This is a genomic window from Simonsiella muelleri ATCC 29453, from assembly GCF_002951835.1.
Lineage (GTDB): Bacteria > Pseudomonadota > Gammaproteobacteria > Burkholderiales > Neisseriaceae > Simonsiella > Simonsiella muelleri.
The window spans coordinates 1,443,327-1,458,940 of record NZ_CP019448.1; the positions used below are offsets into that span (position 1 = coordinate 1,443,327).

19 protein-coding genes are annotated in these 15,614 nt (G+C 43.1%); 2 read left to right on the plus strand and 17 right to left on the minus strand.

Annotated features, from left to right (window positions below; all coding sequences use genetic code 11):
* Nucleotides 1-7 precede the first annotated feature (7 nt).
* Nucleotides 8-2,125, plus strand: a complete 2,118-nt coding sequence (locus BWP33_RS07055; RefSeq protein WP_002642477.1) for a sensor histidine kinase — start codon at nt 8-10, stop codon at nt 2,123-2,125.
* On the plus strand, nt 2,118-3,419 hold the full coding sequence (locus tag BWP33_RS07060) for a sigma-54-dependent transcriptional regulator (RefSeq protein ID WP_002642476.1): 1,302 nt from the start codon (nt 2,118-2,120) through the stop codon (nt 3,417-3,419). Before BWP33_RS07055 ends, BWP33_RS07060 begins: the two co-directional genes overlap by 8 nt.
* Before the next feature lie 75 nt (nt 3,420-3,494).
* On the opposite strand, the gene BWP33_RS07065 is transcribed toward BWP33_RS07060, so the two are convergent.
* The 17 genes from BWP33_RS07065 to BWP33_RS07145 form a co-directional block, all read right to left on the minus strand.
* Nucleotides 3,495-4,151 (minus strand): protein-L-isoaspartate O-methyltransferase family protein, encoded by a 657-nt coding sequence (locus BWP33_RS07065; RefSeq protein WP_002642475.1) that lies wholly within the window; start codon nt 4,149-4,151, stop codon nt 3,495-3,497.
* Nucleotides 4,152-4,209: 58 nt separating this feature from the next.
* Nucleotides 4,210-4,707 (minus strand): DUF456 domain-containing protein, encoded by a 498-nt coding sequence (locus BWP33_RS07070; RefSeq protein WP_002642474.1) that lies wholly within the window; start codon nt 4,705-4,707, stop codon nt 4,210-4,212.
* Between the two features lie 18 nt (nt 4,708-4,725).
* Nucleotides 4,726-5,754: a hypothetical protein gene (locus BWP33_RS07075; RefSeq protein WP_002642473.1), complete on the minus strand. Its 1,029-nt coding sequence runs from the start codon at nt 5,752-5,754 to the stop codon at nt 4,726-4,728.
* A gap of 36 nt (nt 5,755-5,790) precedes the next feature.
* Complete coding sequence (gene hemC, locus BWP33_RS07080) at nt 5,791-6,726, minus strand: hydroxymethylbilane synthase (RefSeq protein WP_002642472.1); 936 nt, start codon at nt 6,724-6,726, stop codon at nt 5,791-5,793.
* Between the two features lie 91 nt (nt 6,727-6,817).
* Nucleotides 6,818-7,546 carry an amino acid ABC transporter ATP-binding protein gene (locus tag BWP33_RS07085; RefSeq protein WP_104930438.1) on the minus strand — a complete coding sequence of 243 codons (729 nt, stop codon included), beginning with the start codon at nt 7,544-7,546 and terminating at the stop codon, nt 6,818-6,820.
* Between the two features lie 54 nt (nt 7,547-7,600).
* A complete protein-coding gene (gene rsmA, locus BWP33_RS07090; protein WP_002642470.1) occupies nt 7,601-8,377 on the minus strand; it encodes a 16S rRNA (adenine(1518)-N(6)/adenine(1519)-N(6))-dimethyltransferase RsmA in 777 nt (258 codons plus the stop codon).
* Between the two features lie 92 nt (nt 8,378-8,469).
* The gene (locus BWP33_RS07095; protein WP_002642469.1) at nt 8,470-9,801 is read right to left on the minus strand and encodes a tetratricopeptide repeat protein; all 1,332 of its coding nucleotides are present in this window, start codon (nt 9,799-9,801) and stop codon (nt 8,470-8,472) included.
* Between the two features lie 151 nt (nt 9,802-9,952).
* A complete protein-coding gene (locus BWP33_RS07100; RefSeq protein ID WP_002642468.1) occupies nt 9,953-10,723 on the minus strand; it encodes a TatD family hydrolase in 771 nt (256 codons plus the stop codon).
* Between the two features lie 54 nt (nt 10,724-10,777).
* Complete coding sequence (locus BWP33_RS07105; RefSeq protein ID WP_002642467.1) at nt 10,778-11,128, minus strand: PilZ domain-containing protein; 351 nt, start codon at nt 11,126-11,128, stop codon at nt 10,778-10,780.
* 11 nt (nt 11,129-11,139) lie between these two features.
* A complete protein-coding gene (gene holB, locus BWP33_RS07110) occupies nt 11,140-12,126 on the minus strand; it encodes a DNA polymerase III subunit delta' (RefSeq protein ID WP_002642466.1) in 987 nt (328 codons plus the stop codon).
* 3 nt (nt 12,127-12,129) lie between these two features.
* A complete protein-coding gene (locus BWP33_RS07115) occupies nt 12,130-12,564 on the minus strand; it encodes a hypothetical protein (protein WP_158666821.1) in 435 nt (144 codons plus the stop codon).
* Between the two features lie 92 nt (nt 12,565-12,656).
* Nucleotides 12,657-13,133, minus strand: coding sequence for a CinA family protein (locus BWP33_RS07120; RefSeq protein ID WP_002642464.1), 477 nt, complete (start codon nt 13,131-13,133; stop codon nt 12,657-12,659).
* A 132-nt stretch (nt 13,134-13,265) separates the two neighbouring features.
* Nucleotides 13,266-13,934 (minus strand): class I SAM-dependent methyltransferase, encoded by a 669-nt coding sequence (locus BWP33_RS07125; RefSeq protein ID WP_002642463.1) that lies wholly within the window; start codon nt 13,932-13,934, stop codon nt 13,266-13,268.
* A 20-nt stretch (nt 13,935-13,954) separates the two neighbouring features.
* Nucleotides 13,955-14,143 carry a DUF3460 family protein gene (locus tag BWP33_RS07130; RefSeq protein WP_002642462.1) on the minus strand — a complete coding sequence of 63 codons (189 nt, stop codon included), beginning with the start codon at nt 14,141-14,143 and terminating at the stop codon, nt 13,955-13,957.
* Between the two features lie 53 nt (nt 14,144-14,196).
* Nucleotides 14,197-14,769: an aminoacyl-tRNA hydrolase gene (gene pth, locus BWP33_RS07135; protein ID WP_002642461.1), complete on the minus strand. Its 573-nt coding sequence runs from the start codon at nt 14,767-14,769 to the stop codon at nt 14,197-14,199.
* A gap of 7 nt (nt 14,770-14,776) precedes the next feature.
* Entirely contained in the window at nt 14,777-15,049 is a 273-nt protein-coding gene (locus BWP33_RS07140) for an RnfH family protein (RefSeq protein ID WP_002642460.1), read from the minus strand.
* Nucleotides 15,042-15,473 (minus strand): type II toxin-antitoxin system RatA family toxin, encoded by a 432-nt coding sequence (locus BWP33_RS07145; RefSeq protein ID WP_002642459.1) that lies wholly within the window; start codon nt 15,471-15,473, stop codon nt 15,042-15,044. Before BWP33_RS07145 ends, BWP33_RS07140 begins: the two co-directional genes overlap by 8 nt.
* Nucleotides 15,474-15,614: the final 141 nt, after the last annotated feature.

The following is a 15,614-nucleotide window of genomic DNA, read 5'->3' on the forward strand; positions in this document are numbered from 1 at the left end:
TTTGACCATGCAGCGTTTTATTTTAATTGCAGGCACATTGGCGTGTATTGCATTGTATTTATTGACCACTTCTACCGACAGCACCAGCACCTTATCAGGGCATTTTTGGACGATTGTAACCTTTTGTGCGTTGTTGATTTTGGCGATGTGTGGTGTGATTTTGCGTTATATCTATTTGATTATACGATATAAAAATCATAGGGTTTTTGGTTCGCAAATTACCAGACGTTTATCGCTAATGTTTACGTTGGTGGCGGTGTTGCCAGGGCTGTTTTTATTGTCGGTGTCGGTAAAATTCATTTCGCATAACATCAAAACGTGGTTTGGTAACGACACTAAAGAAGCATTGGAACGCAGTTTGACTTTGAGTAAGTCGGCGGTTGATGTAGCGGTGCAGCAAAGCAGCATTGATGCAGAACAAATTCGCGCTGATTTAATGGTGATGATGGCGCAACATGGTGATGTGCAACAGGTTTTTCGTAGTGAAAAAGGCTCTAAATTCAGTCAGTTGGCGGTTTGGGATATGCAACGCATGAAGCCGATTAGTGAGCGTAATCCGTATCAACTGAATACGCCTGAATTAGACAATAATATGCTACGTGAATTGGGTGAGAAGCATCAATTATCCAGTGCAGAGAGTTTAAATAGCATTTTATATGCAAGCGGTTGGTTGTTGTTGCCGCCACAAACAGGTGAGCAATACGCGTTATTTTTCAGGCAGCCTATTCCCGACAAGGTAGCAAAAGACGCTGAATTGATTGAATCGGCGCGGTCTAAATATGCGGAATTGGTGTTTGCGCAAAAAGGTTTGCAGACATTTTTTATTATTACGCTGGTGTTGGCGGCGTTGTTGGCGATTTTATTGGCGTTGGTAACGGCGTTGTATTTTGCACAACGTTTTGTTGAGCCTATTTTATCATTGGCAAATGGGGCGCGTTCGGTGGCGCAGGGCGATTTCAGTCGTCGAATTCCTGTTACGCGGCGTGATGAGTTGGGGCGTTTGGCGGATTTGTTCAACCACATGACCGAGCAGCTTTCCATCGCCAAAGATGCCGATGAAATGCACCGTATTCAACAAGACGCAGCGAGACATTATTTAGAATTGGTGTTGGAGAGTTTGAGTTCTGGCGTCATAACGCTGGACGCGATAGGCAGCCTGAAAACATACAATCATCGTGCGGCGGAAATTTTAGATGTTTCTTTGGGTGATTTGTTGGGCAAAAGTCTGAACGATTGGGCGAGTGATTCGCCACAACACGCGATTTTGTCTGATGCGTTGTTGAATTTGTTGGCGAGCGAACACACCGACCAAGCAGTGGAAATTGCGTATGCGGGTTTGGACGAAACGCGCATACTTTTGGGTAAGGCAGTTAGGCTGCCTGAAGAGAACGGTAGCGGTATTGTGTTGGTTTTTGACAACATTACAACACTGGTTGTGGCGCAAAAAGAAGCGGCTTGGGGCGAAGTGGCGAAGCGTTTGGCGCATGAAATTCGTAATCCACTCACGCCGATTCAGCTTTCTGCAGAAAGATTGGCATGGAAATTGCAAGGAAAATTAAATTCTGCTGATGAACAAATTTTAATAAAATCAACGGATACCATTATCAAACAAGTGGCTGCACTCAAAGAGATGGTGGAAGCTTTTCGCAATTATGCGCGTGCGCCATCACTCAAAATGGTAGAGATTGATTTGAATTCACTGACAGAAGAAGTGTTGGTGCTGTATGAAAACCATGCTTGCAAATTCGTAGCAGAATTGAGTAAGATGCCATTGTTGTTAAAAGCAGACAGTACAGCGATGCGTCAGGTGTTGCACAATTTGTTTAAAAATGCAGCCGAAGCCGCCGCCAGTGATGCGTTACCGACCGTGAATGTGCGAACCCAAAAGCATGGTAACGTCATCACATTAACGGTTCGCAATAATGGCAAAAGTTTCAGTAAGCAAATGCTCCAAAATGCGTTTGAACCTTATATCACAGACAAACCCAGTGGTACTGGTTTAGGTTTGCCTGTTGTAAAAAGAATTATTGAAGATCACAACGGCAGCATCAGTTTGTCCAATCAGGAATCAGGCGGTGCGTGCGTAACCCTTGAATTTAATACGGAATCTAATAATCATGCGTAGTACAGACATCTTAATCGTAGATGATGAAATTGGCATTCGCGAAGTTTTGCAAGAAACTTTGGAAGACGAAGGCTATACCGTTGCTTTGGCAGAAAACGCCGAAGAAGCACGGCAACTACGCAACCAAACACGTCCAGCGATGGTTTTGTTGGATATTTGGATGCCCGACAGTGATGGCATTACTTTATTGAAAGAATGGGCAAAAAATGGACAATTAACCATGCCCGTGGTCATGATGAGTGGGCATGGTAGCATTGATACCGCTGTGGAAGCCACCAAAATTGGTGCGTTAGATTTTTTGGAAAAACCGATTCCATTGCAAAAGCTATTAAATGCCGTAGAACGTGCGTTAAAATACAGCAAAAATCAATCGGGTTCGGGTTTGTCTTTGGAGAAGTTAGGTAACAGTAGTGTTATTAAGGATTTAGGCAAACAATTAGAACGAGCATCTTTGCAGCACAATAGTCCTATTTTGTTATTGGGTGAATCGGGTTCGCCATTTGAAATGATTGCGCGTTATTTCCATAAACAAGGCACACCATGGATTGAACCTGCTCGTGCAGAGCATATTGTTGATTCACCATTGGAAATTTTGCAAAAATCAGCAGGAGGCGTGTTGTATTTGGGTGACATTTCCCAGTACAACAAAAGCACACAACAAAGCATCGCATTTTTATTGACCAAAGCTGAACGCTATAACACGCGGATTGTGTGTACTTGCAATCAATCTTTGTCCGAGTTATTAAATAATCCCAGTCAAGACAATCGGTTATTGAATGTGTTGTCGTCATTGGTGATTCATATTCCTGCATTGCGCCAACAAACAGAAGACATTGCGTTTCTCGTGGCACAAATCACAGAAGAAATGGCGGAGATTCAAAAATCACAACCTATTCGTTTCACATCGGATGCGATTGATCAATTGAGACAATATAGCTGGCCAGGTAATTTGGAACAGTTGAAAAATGTTGTGAAAAATTTGGTCATGAATACAGATGGTTATGAAGTTGGTCAGGCAGCCGTGAGCAAAATGTTAAATCAATTTATCCAGAATCATGACACTGAAATGGTAAACGGTTTTGATTTTAACCTGCCATTGCGTGAATTGCGCGAAGAATTGGAACGCCGTTATTTTGAATATCATATTCATCGTGAAGGACAAAATATGAGTCGCGTGGCGCAAAAAGTGGGTTTGGAGCGTACGCATTTGTATCGTAAACTCAAACAACTCGGCATTAATTTTACGCGACGAAACAAAAATAACGATACTTATGATTCGGTTGATGAAGAATAATTTAGGCTGCCTGAAAAGAGATTGTGTGAAACACATGGATTTTTTCAGGCAGCCTTATTAGTGTAGTAACAAAAATTAGAATACAAATTTATTGTGTGATGTTAACGAAGTACCATTTAGTGGTGGTACGAGTGTATCAAATAAAACTTTTTCACTAAAATCAATTCCTTGTCGTGTAATCAGCATGCAACGTTGTACAGGTTCGCTGCCCACAATCACCACCATGCGTCCCCCATTTTCATTTAAACGATTTTTGAGTACTTCAGGAATGGCAGGCAAACTGCCACCCACATAAATTGCATCGTAGCGTGTGTTCTTGTCTTGAGCAAAACCATCGCAAACTTCGTAGCTGATATTTAATAAATTGATGCGATTCAATGCGATATGTGCGAAATTTTGTTGTTGTGCATCCATGTCTACCGTGTGGACGTGCGCTGCCAAATATGCCAAAACTGCTGTGGCGTAACCTGCACCTGTACCAATTTCCAAAACTTGATCGGTTTTTTTTAAATTCAACCCTTGAGCCAAACGCGCTACGATTTTCGGTTCAAGCATATAGCTACCGTTGAGTAATTTCAATGGCAAGTCTGCGTATGCGTAACCTTGTTGTTCTGGCAAGACAAATTCTTCACGCGGAATCGACTCCAGCGCGTCCAGTACCGCAAAATCTAAAACGTCCCAAGGGCGAATTTGTTGTTCAACCATGTTAAAACGCGCTTTTTTGAAATCCATGTGATTTGCTCCAAATCAATTTAATACAGTGAATTAATTGGCGAATTATAACCAGTTTTCAGGCTGCCTGAAACCAGTAAACACCATATTGCGACAAGATAACCAAAATCATTGCCAATGCTGCCCCGATTTTTGCCACCGTCCCGACAATGATGCCCACAAAAGTGCCAATGCCAACCTTACTGGCGCGTAACAAATCTTGTTTTGCCATGAATTCGCCAATCATTGCACCAATTAACGGCGCAAAAATCATACCAAACAAACCCATAAATATACCTACTAAGCCACCAATCAGCGACCCCCACAATGCCTGTTTACTCGCCCCCGTGTATTTTGCGCCCAACAATCCCGCCACAAAATCCATCGCAAAACCAAATGCCGCAATCAACACCAAGGTAATCAGGCTGCCTGAAGCCATCACGGTGTAATTTTGCGCATAAGCCAGTAACCACGCACCACCCAACATCAATGGCAAGGCAGGAATCACAGGAAAAATCGTGCCAGCCACACCCACTAACAGCAACATAATTGCCAATACAATTAGAAAAATAGTCATTTGGTTTCTCTTTTTAAATCAATGTAAAGTAGGGGGCGTGAACAGAAAATCTAATTGGTTTTGATAATGACGATTGCCGTTGCGGTCATCAAAATTTTTGGCTAAACCACGTGCTGCAATTAAGGCTTCATCATTAAATGGTGCAACGGCAATTAGGTATTGTAAATATTCAAAGTGATTGTTTTTAATTGATTTAACAATATTGTTACTGAATTCATCTAGCAGTTCTAGGGCTAAATCTTGATTATTCAAACGCATCGCAAATTGAATCATCAGCGACATCAGCCATAAAAAATGCTCACTGGATTCGCGGATTAACTCAATGGCATCGTTTAATATTTCTTGCGCTTCGTCTAATTTACCTAATTGAATCATGCTGTTGATAACTGGCGGGTACGTTGTATGTGGAACTTCGCTGCAAGTGAGTTTGCCTGATAAAATGGGTTTGGCGAGTTGTTCAACTTTTTTGTGGTCGCCGATAAAATTGTAGTATGCAATCAATGTATTTTGTTCGCAGGCATCGCAATCGCTCATATTGTCTTTTTCTTCAGATTGCCATTTAGCGAAATTTTTCTTGGCATCAGCGACATTGCCCATATAGATATTTTGTTCTAATCGGGCTTTGTATACCATGGCTTGGCTCAATTCAAAATCTTTGTACAATGTACTCATGCTATCGGTGGCTTCCTTGATGTCATCTTGGCTTAGGCTGACATCACAGGGCAACGAGCCGATTAACCATTTGTGTTTCCAAAGGGACTCCATCAAGCCATCTAATGCAATGGTTTCTTCTTCGCTATCGTCTGGGCTGTTTTGCCAGCGCACAATGTAGTGGGCAGTGAGCCATTTTAAGCAATGAAATTGCCAACCACGAGAATATCCGCTGTTTCGTGTTTCATCATCATTAATCACAAATTCGCAAACTTCGCGAGCTGTATCGGCATCGTTGTCCTCCATGGCTTGATTAAAGATGTCAATGGTGGCGTGTTCGCGCTCTAGATTGTCATCTAATTGTTGAATGGTTTTTGGGGAAAATTTACTGGTCATGGTTTATCCTAATTTAAAACACCATATTTTTTGAATTCATGAATTTAATACAGCTTGAATAATGTCCATTGCGCCATCATCCGCCAATTTTTTGGCGACAGCACGACCCAGAGCATCTGCGTATTGGGCGGGAGCTTGCGCGTTTGCGTTCAAAACCACCGAACCATCAGGATGCGCCACCAAACCGTGTAACGTCAGCAAACCTGCGTCATCTGCTGTGCAATATGCTGCCAATGGTACTTGGCAACTGCCACCGAGTGCGCGTGCCAATGCCCGTTCAGCTGTTACGCAGGCAGCTGTTTTGGCGTGATTGAGTGGTAACAAAGTTGCAATTAAATCAGTACGATGTGCAGCAATCTCAATGCCCAATGCTCCTTGCCCAGCAGCAGGCAAACTATCGGCAGGTGACAACACATGGCGAATCCGATTGTGTAATTCTAAGCGTTCTAAGCCCGCCGCCGCCAAAATAATCGCATCGTAATCGCCATTATCCAATTTTGCCAAACGCGTTTGCACGTTGCCACGCAAGGGTTGGATGGTCAAATGTGGAAAACGGGCACGAAGTTGTGCCTCACGTCTTAGGCTTGATGTACCGACAATCGCACCTTTGGGTAAGTCTTCTAAACGCGTATAATGATTGGATACAAAAGCATCAAATGGATTTGCTCGTTCGCTAATTGCCACCAGTGCAAAACCTTCGGGTAAGACCATTGGCACATCTTTAATGGAATGGACAGCTAAATCAGCGCGTCCATCTTGTAATGCGACTTCCAATTCTTTAACAAATAAACCTTTTCCACCGATTTTGGATAAGGTTTTGTCTAAAATTTGGTCTCCTTGCGTGGTCATGCCCAAAATAGAGACATCGCATTGGGGGTAAAGTTGTTGCAATTGTGCTTGAATATGTTGTGCTTGCCACATCGCCAACGCGCTTTCGCGACTGGCAATTACGAGAGATTGAGGATTATTCATATTGGTTTGACTCAAAAAAATCTTGCAGGCAGCCTGAAAATGCAAAATATTGTCGTAAAATTGTCGTGTACTGCAAGGCTGCTTGAAACAATCAATGCGACATAATTTGGCTTAAAAATTGTTTGGAACGGTCAGTTTGTGGGTTGGTAAAAAATTCGTTGGGTTCGCGGTCTTCCAAAATTTGCCCCGCGTCCACGAAAATGATTCGGTCGGCGACTTCACGCGCAAAGCCCATTTCGTGTGTGACGCACATCATCGTCATACCTGATTGCGCCAAATCTTTCATCACTTTCAACACTTCGCCCACCATTTCGGGGTCAAGCGCGGAAGTCGGTTCGTCAAACAACATGACACGTGGCTGCATTGCCAAACCACGCGCAATTGCCACGCGCTGTTGTTGTCCGCCTGATAATTGGTTGGGGAAAGCGCCTTTTTTGTGTGCCAAACCGACTTTTTCCAACAATTCCAACGCCAATTTTTCGGCATCGGCTTTGTTCATACCTTTGACTTTGATGGGGGAAAGCGTGATGTTGTCCAAAACCGACAAATGTGGATACAAATTAAAATGTTGGAATACAAAACCAACTTCGGTACGGATTTTATTTAAATCGGTTTTAGGGTCAGCGACGTTCACGCCGTCTACCCAAATCTCGCCAGAAGCGATGCTTTCTAATTGGTTCACGGTACGAATTAACGTGGATTTGCCTGAACCCGAAGGCCCACACACCACGACTACTTCACCTTGTTTGATGTCCAAATTCACGCCATTGATGACGTGTAACTCTTTGAAGTATTTGTGAACATTTTTAAAGCTCACCATAATTTTTTGCTCATTGGTTACGGTCATTTTTTGTTCTTTCGTTGTTTTTTGTTTTCAGGCTGCCTGAACCAAATAATTAGACAATTTTACATACAATTCGGGCGCAATTTCTTCGGCACGTTGTTGCGGTTCAATGCCAACAGCCAATAAATCATCATCATTGGCGATGTTTTTCAGATTATTGCGAATGGTTTTGCGCCGTTGGTGGAACGAATCACGCACCAAATCACTGAAATGTTTGAAATTTTCTGCTTTTCCAATTCGGTTCAACACAGGAATCATGCGCACTACGGCTGAATCCACTTTGGGGGCAGGGTCAAACGATTCGGGTGGCACTTCAATCAGCAATTCCATATCAAAAAAGTATTGTAGCATCACGGATAATCGTCCGTAATCATTGGTTTTGGGTACGGCAACCATGCGTTCAACCACTTCTTTTTGCAACATAAAGTGCATATCAATCACATCGTCTGCCACATCTGCCAAGCGAAATAATAGCGGCGTGGAAATATTATAGGGTAAATTCCCGACAATTTTTTTCTTACCCACAATGCTGCGAAAATCAAATTGCAACACATCGCCATCGTGTATCACGAGTTTGTTGGCAAAGGGTTGTTTTTTTAGAAATTGAATGATATCACGGTCAATTTCGCAAACGTGCAATTGATTGAGTTTGCGCGTGAGTGGTTCGGTAATTGCCGCCAATCCTGGCCCAATTTCAATCACAATATCATCTGCTTGCGGACGTACTGCGTTCACGATGTCGCTGATGATTCGTGTATCTTGTAAAAAATTTTGCCCAAATCGTTTACGGGCTTTGTGTTCGGTCATGATGATTTTTCAGCTAAAAAATGGAGTGAATTATACTATAAAAAGTTTTCAGGCTGCCTAATAAGAGCAGGCAGCCTGAAACATCAGTTTGATTAAAGTTGGTTAAATGTCCACGAAGTTTCGTCTTTTTGTTGCAACATTCGTGCGGCCATCTCGGCGCATTCGTGGGCGGATTCGGCGGCAAGTTTCAAAAAACTTTTGCCTTGTAATTTATTTTTTTCAACATTTCGCTCGCCATATAAATACATGCGTCCAGCCAAATAAGATGCGTAAGGTGAATCTGCTTCAATAGCCGCCATTAAACGAGAAACATCGCCAGTGTAATAACAGGCTTCTTGAATTTCGGGCAACATGATGTCGCCATATTTGATGGCTTCTTTGTATAATCGAGTGGCTTCACTGGGGTCTAGGCGCACACCGTGTCCCAAACGATAGCATTCTGCAAGGTAAAATTGGCAGACAGGTTGCTTTTCCCAAGGGGTTTGCGCTGCTTGTTTGAGCAATTTGAAAGCCTCACGGTATTTGGGCTTGACTAATTTGATTAAGCGATAGGGGCTGTTTTTTTTACGCAAAAAATTGAATGTGCCATGCGTGTAATACAACGCCAATGTGAGAAAAGCAGGGTAAATTCCATTATCAACAGCTTTTTTCAGATAATCCAAAGCTTTAGCATCACTTTGTTCAATACCTCTGCCATCAATATAGCACAAAGCCAATTCATAATAAGCCAACGAATTTCCTAATAAAGCAGCTTGTTGAAAGCAAGTGGCAGCTTTTTGTGGATTGCGTTCTAGTAAATCGCTACCATCATACGCCAAACCCAATTCTAGCCAAGCGGCTGCGAAATTGAATTGAGCGGCGGCGCGGAAAAATTCCAATGCACGATGTGGGTAAAAATTCTCACGTTGCCACAATCCTGCGGTAAACAGGCAATAGGGATTGCGCTTTTTGGCTTCTTTCAGCACAGCCTGTCGGAAGAAATCTTCATAAATTTCTTCTGGGTCTGGATAAGGCTCGTGTGGGGGTTGTGGTACAACGCTGATGCGTTTGTGTTCTTCGTCCCATTTTTTCATGTAGATACCCATGCGAAACAGTGGGCACAATTGCGAAGCAATTTTGTGTTGTGGCACGGTAATGTTGCCACGAAAATAGCTTTTAGCTTCGCCAAATACGTTATGGTAAACGGTAAATGTGTAGAGTTCGGGCAATGAATTTTTTGGGCTTTCAGCATCAATCAATACAACGCCGATGGGTTCACCGTCTTCGTAATAAATGGTATCCCACACGCGCATGATTTGTGCTTTTGTTACACGACCGAATTCTTCATGTAAATACAGCACAACATCGCCACGCTGCACTAATGTGTTATCAGTATAGTGCAGAGGGTTGGTGGCGGATTCGTAGCAGTTAGCGTGTTGTTGCATAGTGAATAATCTTGAAAGTAATGTCAAAAATTAAGTTTTGAATAAAATAATTGCAATCAAAACATTTACCAGTATTCTAACATATTTTGCATAAATATTTAATTCTATTAATGAAGTAATTATTTAAATTAGTTTTCAGGCAGCCTGAACATCAGATGCGTTGGACTTTTTCAAATAACCGGTAAAAATTTTCTGTGGTCGCATGGGCAACTTGTTCCAAACTTTCGCCACGTAATTGTGCTAAAAATTCAGCTGTGTGGCGCACATAAGCGGGTTCGTTTTGTTTGCCACGATGTGGCACAGGTGCGAGAAACGGTGCATCGGTTTCCACTAAAATTCGGTCAAGCGGGCAATATTGTGCGGCTGCTTGAATGTCTTTGGCATTTTTAAACGTCAAAATTCCAGAAAACGAAATATAGTAACCCAAATCCAATGCTATTTTTGCCACGCGAATGTCTTCCGAAAAACAGTGCATCACGGCTTTAGGGGCGGCGTGTTCGCTTAACAGGCGCATGGTATCGTCTGCGGCTTGGCGCGTATGGATAATGAGCGGCAAATTAGCCTGTTTGGCTGCCTGAATATGCGTGATGAAACGATTGTGTTGCCACGTCAAATCGCCGCTACACCAATGATAGTCCAAACCCGTTTCGCCAATTCCGACTACTTTGGGGTGTTGTGCGTGTTGTAGCAATTCTTCTAGGCTGAATTCTTCGGCGGTTTCGCTGTCGGGGTGAATGCCAACAGTTGCGTAGATGTGGTTGTGTTGTTCTGCAAGGGCGCGGACTTCGTTGAACGTATCACGACTCACGCTGATGGCTAGGGCTTGGCAAACTTGGTTGGCGGACATATTGTCCAATACTTCAGGCAATCTTTGAATTAAGCCATCAAAATTAATATGACAATGTGAATCAATTAGTTGCATAATAAAATACACTTTCAGGCAGCCTGAAAATGCCAAATTGGCAAATTCATGATTTTAAAGAGTATAAGTAGGACGTTCGTTATTAAGGATGCCGCTTAATAAGGCTTCAAACGCATTTTTGGCTTTTACGCTTTGTTCGTCCGTGCCAAACGCCAAGCCGATGCCTTTTGGGCGACCTGATGAGCTGGGGTTGCTGTTAATCCAACAAATTTTGGTGGGGATGAGGAATTTTTCGGTGTTGGCTTGGCCAACCAATTCGAGCATTAACATAATTTCTTCGCCCATTTTAAATGTGTCATTGGTGGGGACGAACACGCCGCCGTATTCGATGAAAGACATATAACTGGCGTAAATAACGGGTTTGCCGTCTAAGCGCAGACTGAGCATTCTAGGAGCTTGACTCATGTTTTATTCCTTTAATTTGATGATTTATTTTGCGTAAATGTTAAATATTCACATAACAGCGATTCGGTTTGCATTTTAACATTTAAGCTATGGTGTCCGTAAGGGGCTAGTGCGTTTAAGGCTGCCTGAAAATGAAAAAGTGTCGCAGGATTGGTTTGGGTGGCAAGATTTTTCAGGCTGTCTTTATGGTGGGGATAATACATCACGTTCATGTTTTGTTGTGCCAATGCTAAATCAATCAACCACTTATTCATCCAATCCAATAACGTGGCAAGTGGTAATTTGGTTTTATCAAATTCAGCCGCGTAATCCAAAATTGCCAATAATCGTGGTTGTGCCAGCAGGTCAATGAGTTTTTCGCGCAATTCATCTTGTTCGGGTGTATGGGGGAAAAGCGGCGCGTGGCTGTGAAATGCCAATAAATTTTCTGCATTTTCAATTTGTTGTTTTTTTGCAAATATTAAGGCTGCCTGAAAATCGGGCGCGGGCAATAATAATTGTCGGCAACGGCTTTTGATGGTGGGTAAAACGCGGTCTCGGTTGTGGGCAACCAGTAGGAAAATCACGGCTTCGGGTGGTTCTTCCAAGATTTTGAGTAGGGCGTTGGCAGCTTGGGTATTGAGACTTTCTGCTGGGTTAATCAGCACCACGCGCCGTCCACCGCGTACCGATGACTGCATCAACGGCTCTAAAATCGCACGAACCGCATCAATTTTAATATTCAATAATTTACGTGAAGTTGTGCCTTCTTCGGGTTGCTCGGGTGTGAGTGAATAAAAATCGGGATGTGTGCCTTGATTGAACAAATGGCAAGACGGACACGTGCCACAGGGGTCGTGATGAGGTTGTGGGGATTCGCAGAGTAGGGATTGCGCCAAATGCAGCGCGAAAGCGGATTTGCCAGTATTGCTTTTACCCAATAACAACCACGCATTAGGTTGATGATGCCAATGCGTTGTGAGTTGTTGCCAAGTATTTGAATGCCATGGATAAATCATGTGTTAAGGTAATTTTTGTAAATGATAGGAATCGTTGTTGGGTTTGCCGTTGGCATCCAGCGTTTCCACGAATAAGCCTTGTGGCGTAACGCGAACCGCGTGAACCGCATCAATGCCTTTGATTTGATTGAAATCATTGGCATCTAATTTGTCGCCTTCGCAATTGGCTTGCAAATTACTGCTGGTAAATTGCATGGTTAATTTTTGCGTTTTATCGTTAAATGACCAAATGCCTGCGGTGCGTGATTTGTTGCTGCTGATTATCCAAGTTCTGTTGGGTAAAAAAGTGGTGATTTCCTGACAAGCGGGGGTACTGCCTTCGGTAATAAGCCATTTGCCTAAAAAATGAGATTCGGTCAAACGTGTGTTTTTGGGTGTATTGCTGCTGGACGTGGACGGTGTGCCACAAGCGGTCAGTAGTACGCTAAACAATGTCAAGAGAGTGAAATTTTTTACCATATTAAAATAGACTCATGCGGTTGAGTAAGAAAAAGAAAAAAAGTTTCAGGCTGCCTGAAAGATATTTTTTGTTATTGATTGGTTTTCAAATAATGCTCCAAAATCGCCAAAGCATATTGAACGGCTTGTTGGCGGATTTGGCTGCGGTCGCCTTCAAAACGGTGCATTTTTGCCCAGATGCGTTGTTTGGTGGCAAAACCGAACCATACTGTTCCGACAGGATTTTTTTCTGTGCCGCCGTCAGGGCCTGCCACGCCTGTAATGCTGATGGCGTAATCGTTGCGCGTCGCGATTAATGCGCCCAAAGCCATTTCACGAGCGGTTTCTTCGCTAACTGCGCCGTAATGGCGGATGGTGTTGGCGTTTACGCTGAGCATTTGGGTTTTGGATTGATTGGAATAGGTAATGAAGCCGCGTTGAAAATACGCGGAGCTGCCAGCGATGGATGTTAACTCTGCTGCCAGCAAACCGCCTGTACAAGATTCGGCGGTGGTGATGGTTTTTTTGCGAGCGGTTAATTCTTGGGCGATGTATTCTAGTCGGGTCATAATGGCGATTCTGTTGTTGATTGAAGGCTGCCTGAAAAAATGTATTTTACCTGTTTTTAAAAAAACTTTTACATAAAATTGCCATAATGAATCGGATTGTGTGTTTTTTAGGTTACCTGAATGTTGGCTTCATTATTTTTTGCGTAACAATGTCAAGCCATCGCCCAAAGGTAAAGTGAGTGGCACAACCCGATTATCGTGTGGCAAATTCGCGTTAAATTCGCGCAAAATACGATGACTGGGGGGGCTGGTGTCATGCGGTTCGTGCATGACGCGCCCACCCAATAGCATATTATCAATTGCAATCACGCCACCCGAGCGCACCAATTTCAGGCAGCGTTCAAAATAATGCGGTGTAGTGGGTTTATCGGCATCAATAAACGCCAAATCATAGGTTTCGGCTGCACCATTGGCGAGCAATTCGTCCATTGTGATGATGGCAGGTTGCAAATGCAGTGTGATTTTGTGTGCCACACCCACGCGTTGCCAGTAATCACGCGCCCAATTGGTAAAGGTTACATTAATATCGCAACAAGTCAATTGTGCATCATCGGGCAACGCCAACGCCATTGCGGTGCTGCTGTACCCTGTGAATGTGCCAATTTCCAAATATTTTTTTGCGTCAATCAGTTGCGCTATCCAAGCCAACAAAGCAGCTTGTTCGGGCGCAATCGCCATCTTACCCAAACGGTGAGTGGCGGTGTCGGCACGAATTTGTGCCAAAATAGGATGTTCGGTCGCGCTGATTTGACGCAAATAAGCCAATAATTCGGCAGAAAACGGCGTACAGTGAACGGTCATGGTTTCAGGCAGCCTGAAGATTAATCGGGTTGATAAGTATAGGGTTTTTTGGGTAATTTGGCGGCAGAGAAATCTTCTTGTTCTTCGGGATTCAAGGTTACGTCCCACAACAAACCGCGATTGATTAAGCGTTGTTTGGCTTCTTCGGGGTGTTGTTCTAAGTATTGATTGAGAAATTGGGTGGTATCGGATTGGTAATCGCTGTACATGGTTAAATCCTTATTTTATTGAATAAAAAATGTTCAGGCAGCCTGAAAAAATATTATGCGGAATGCAAAAAACGCACCGCGTCATCTAGTTTGCCATCTAAAATATTAGGCAGTGCATTCAATGATTTATCAATACTTTGATTGATTAAATCGCGTTCTGCTGCGCTGGGTTTGTTCAACACATAGCTGACGACCAAATTGCGGTCGCCAGGGTGTCCGATGCCCAAACGCAAACGGTAAAAATCGGGTGTACCCAATTTGGCTTGAATATCTTTTAAGCCGTTATGCCCACCGTTGCCACCACCGAGTTTGAAGCGAATTTTGCCGCAACCGATGTCTAATTCATCATGTACGACTAAAATTTCATTGGATTGGATTTTGTAAAATTGAGCCAATGCGCCAACTGCTTTGCCTGATAAATTCATGTAAGTATTGGGTTTTAATAGCCAAATATCTTCGCCGTGATAACGAGCGCGCGCCACATCACCAAAAAATTTTTTTTCTTCGCGTAACGATACGTTCCATTGCTTGGCTAACTCGTCTATCAGCCAAAAGCCTGCGTTGTGGCGAGTGTATTCGTATTCGGTGCCGATGTTGCCTAAACCGACAATTAATTTGATACTCATGATTTGATTAACCTTTTTGTTGAGCGCGTTTGCGCCGTGCGTCTTTGGGGTCGGCGAGTAGGGGGCGATACAATTCTACGCGGTCATGTTCGTGTAACACGGTATCATCTTTGACGATTTTGCCGAAAATGCCGATAGGCGCGTGGATATTGGCATCAGGAAAATCTTGTAAAATAGGGCTTTGTAATACGGCTTGTCGGGCGGTTGTGCCATCTTTAACATCAAAACGATACAAAATTTGTCGTTCTGCCAAACCGTAAGCCAATTCAATACTAGGCATAGCGTCTGTTTGCTTCCTGAATGAATGCGTCCACCAATTTACTTGTAACCACGCTGAATACGGGGCTAATGATACGACTGAGTAAACCCATTAATTCATAATGTAATTCAAATTGAATTTGGCAATCATCACCCAATGGCGTGAATGTCCAAGTGCCGTGCAATGATTTGAATGGGCCTTCTAGTAAATTCATGCGGATTTGATGCGGTGGTTGATTGATGTTGTGGGTGGCGAAAGATTGATTAATTCCCATATAATCAATGTATAAACGTGCTTTTAATTCATTATTTTCGCGACTAATTACTTCGGTTTTACCATACCATGGTAGAAATTGGGGATAATCTTCCACAGTATCAACCAGTTGGAACATTTTTTCCGCGCTGTGCAGCACCAAGACAGATTTCTTAATAACGGTTTGAGCCATTTGGGGATAATTTGAAAATGGTTAAGGAACGTGAATTATAGCAATTTTTATGGTGAAATAAAATTGCAATGGTACGGCGTTGCTCATGCTTTTATGATAACAAGTTCTAAGGTTTCAAAGGTTTTATGGTGTGATTGGGGG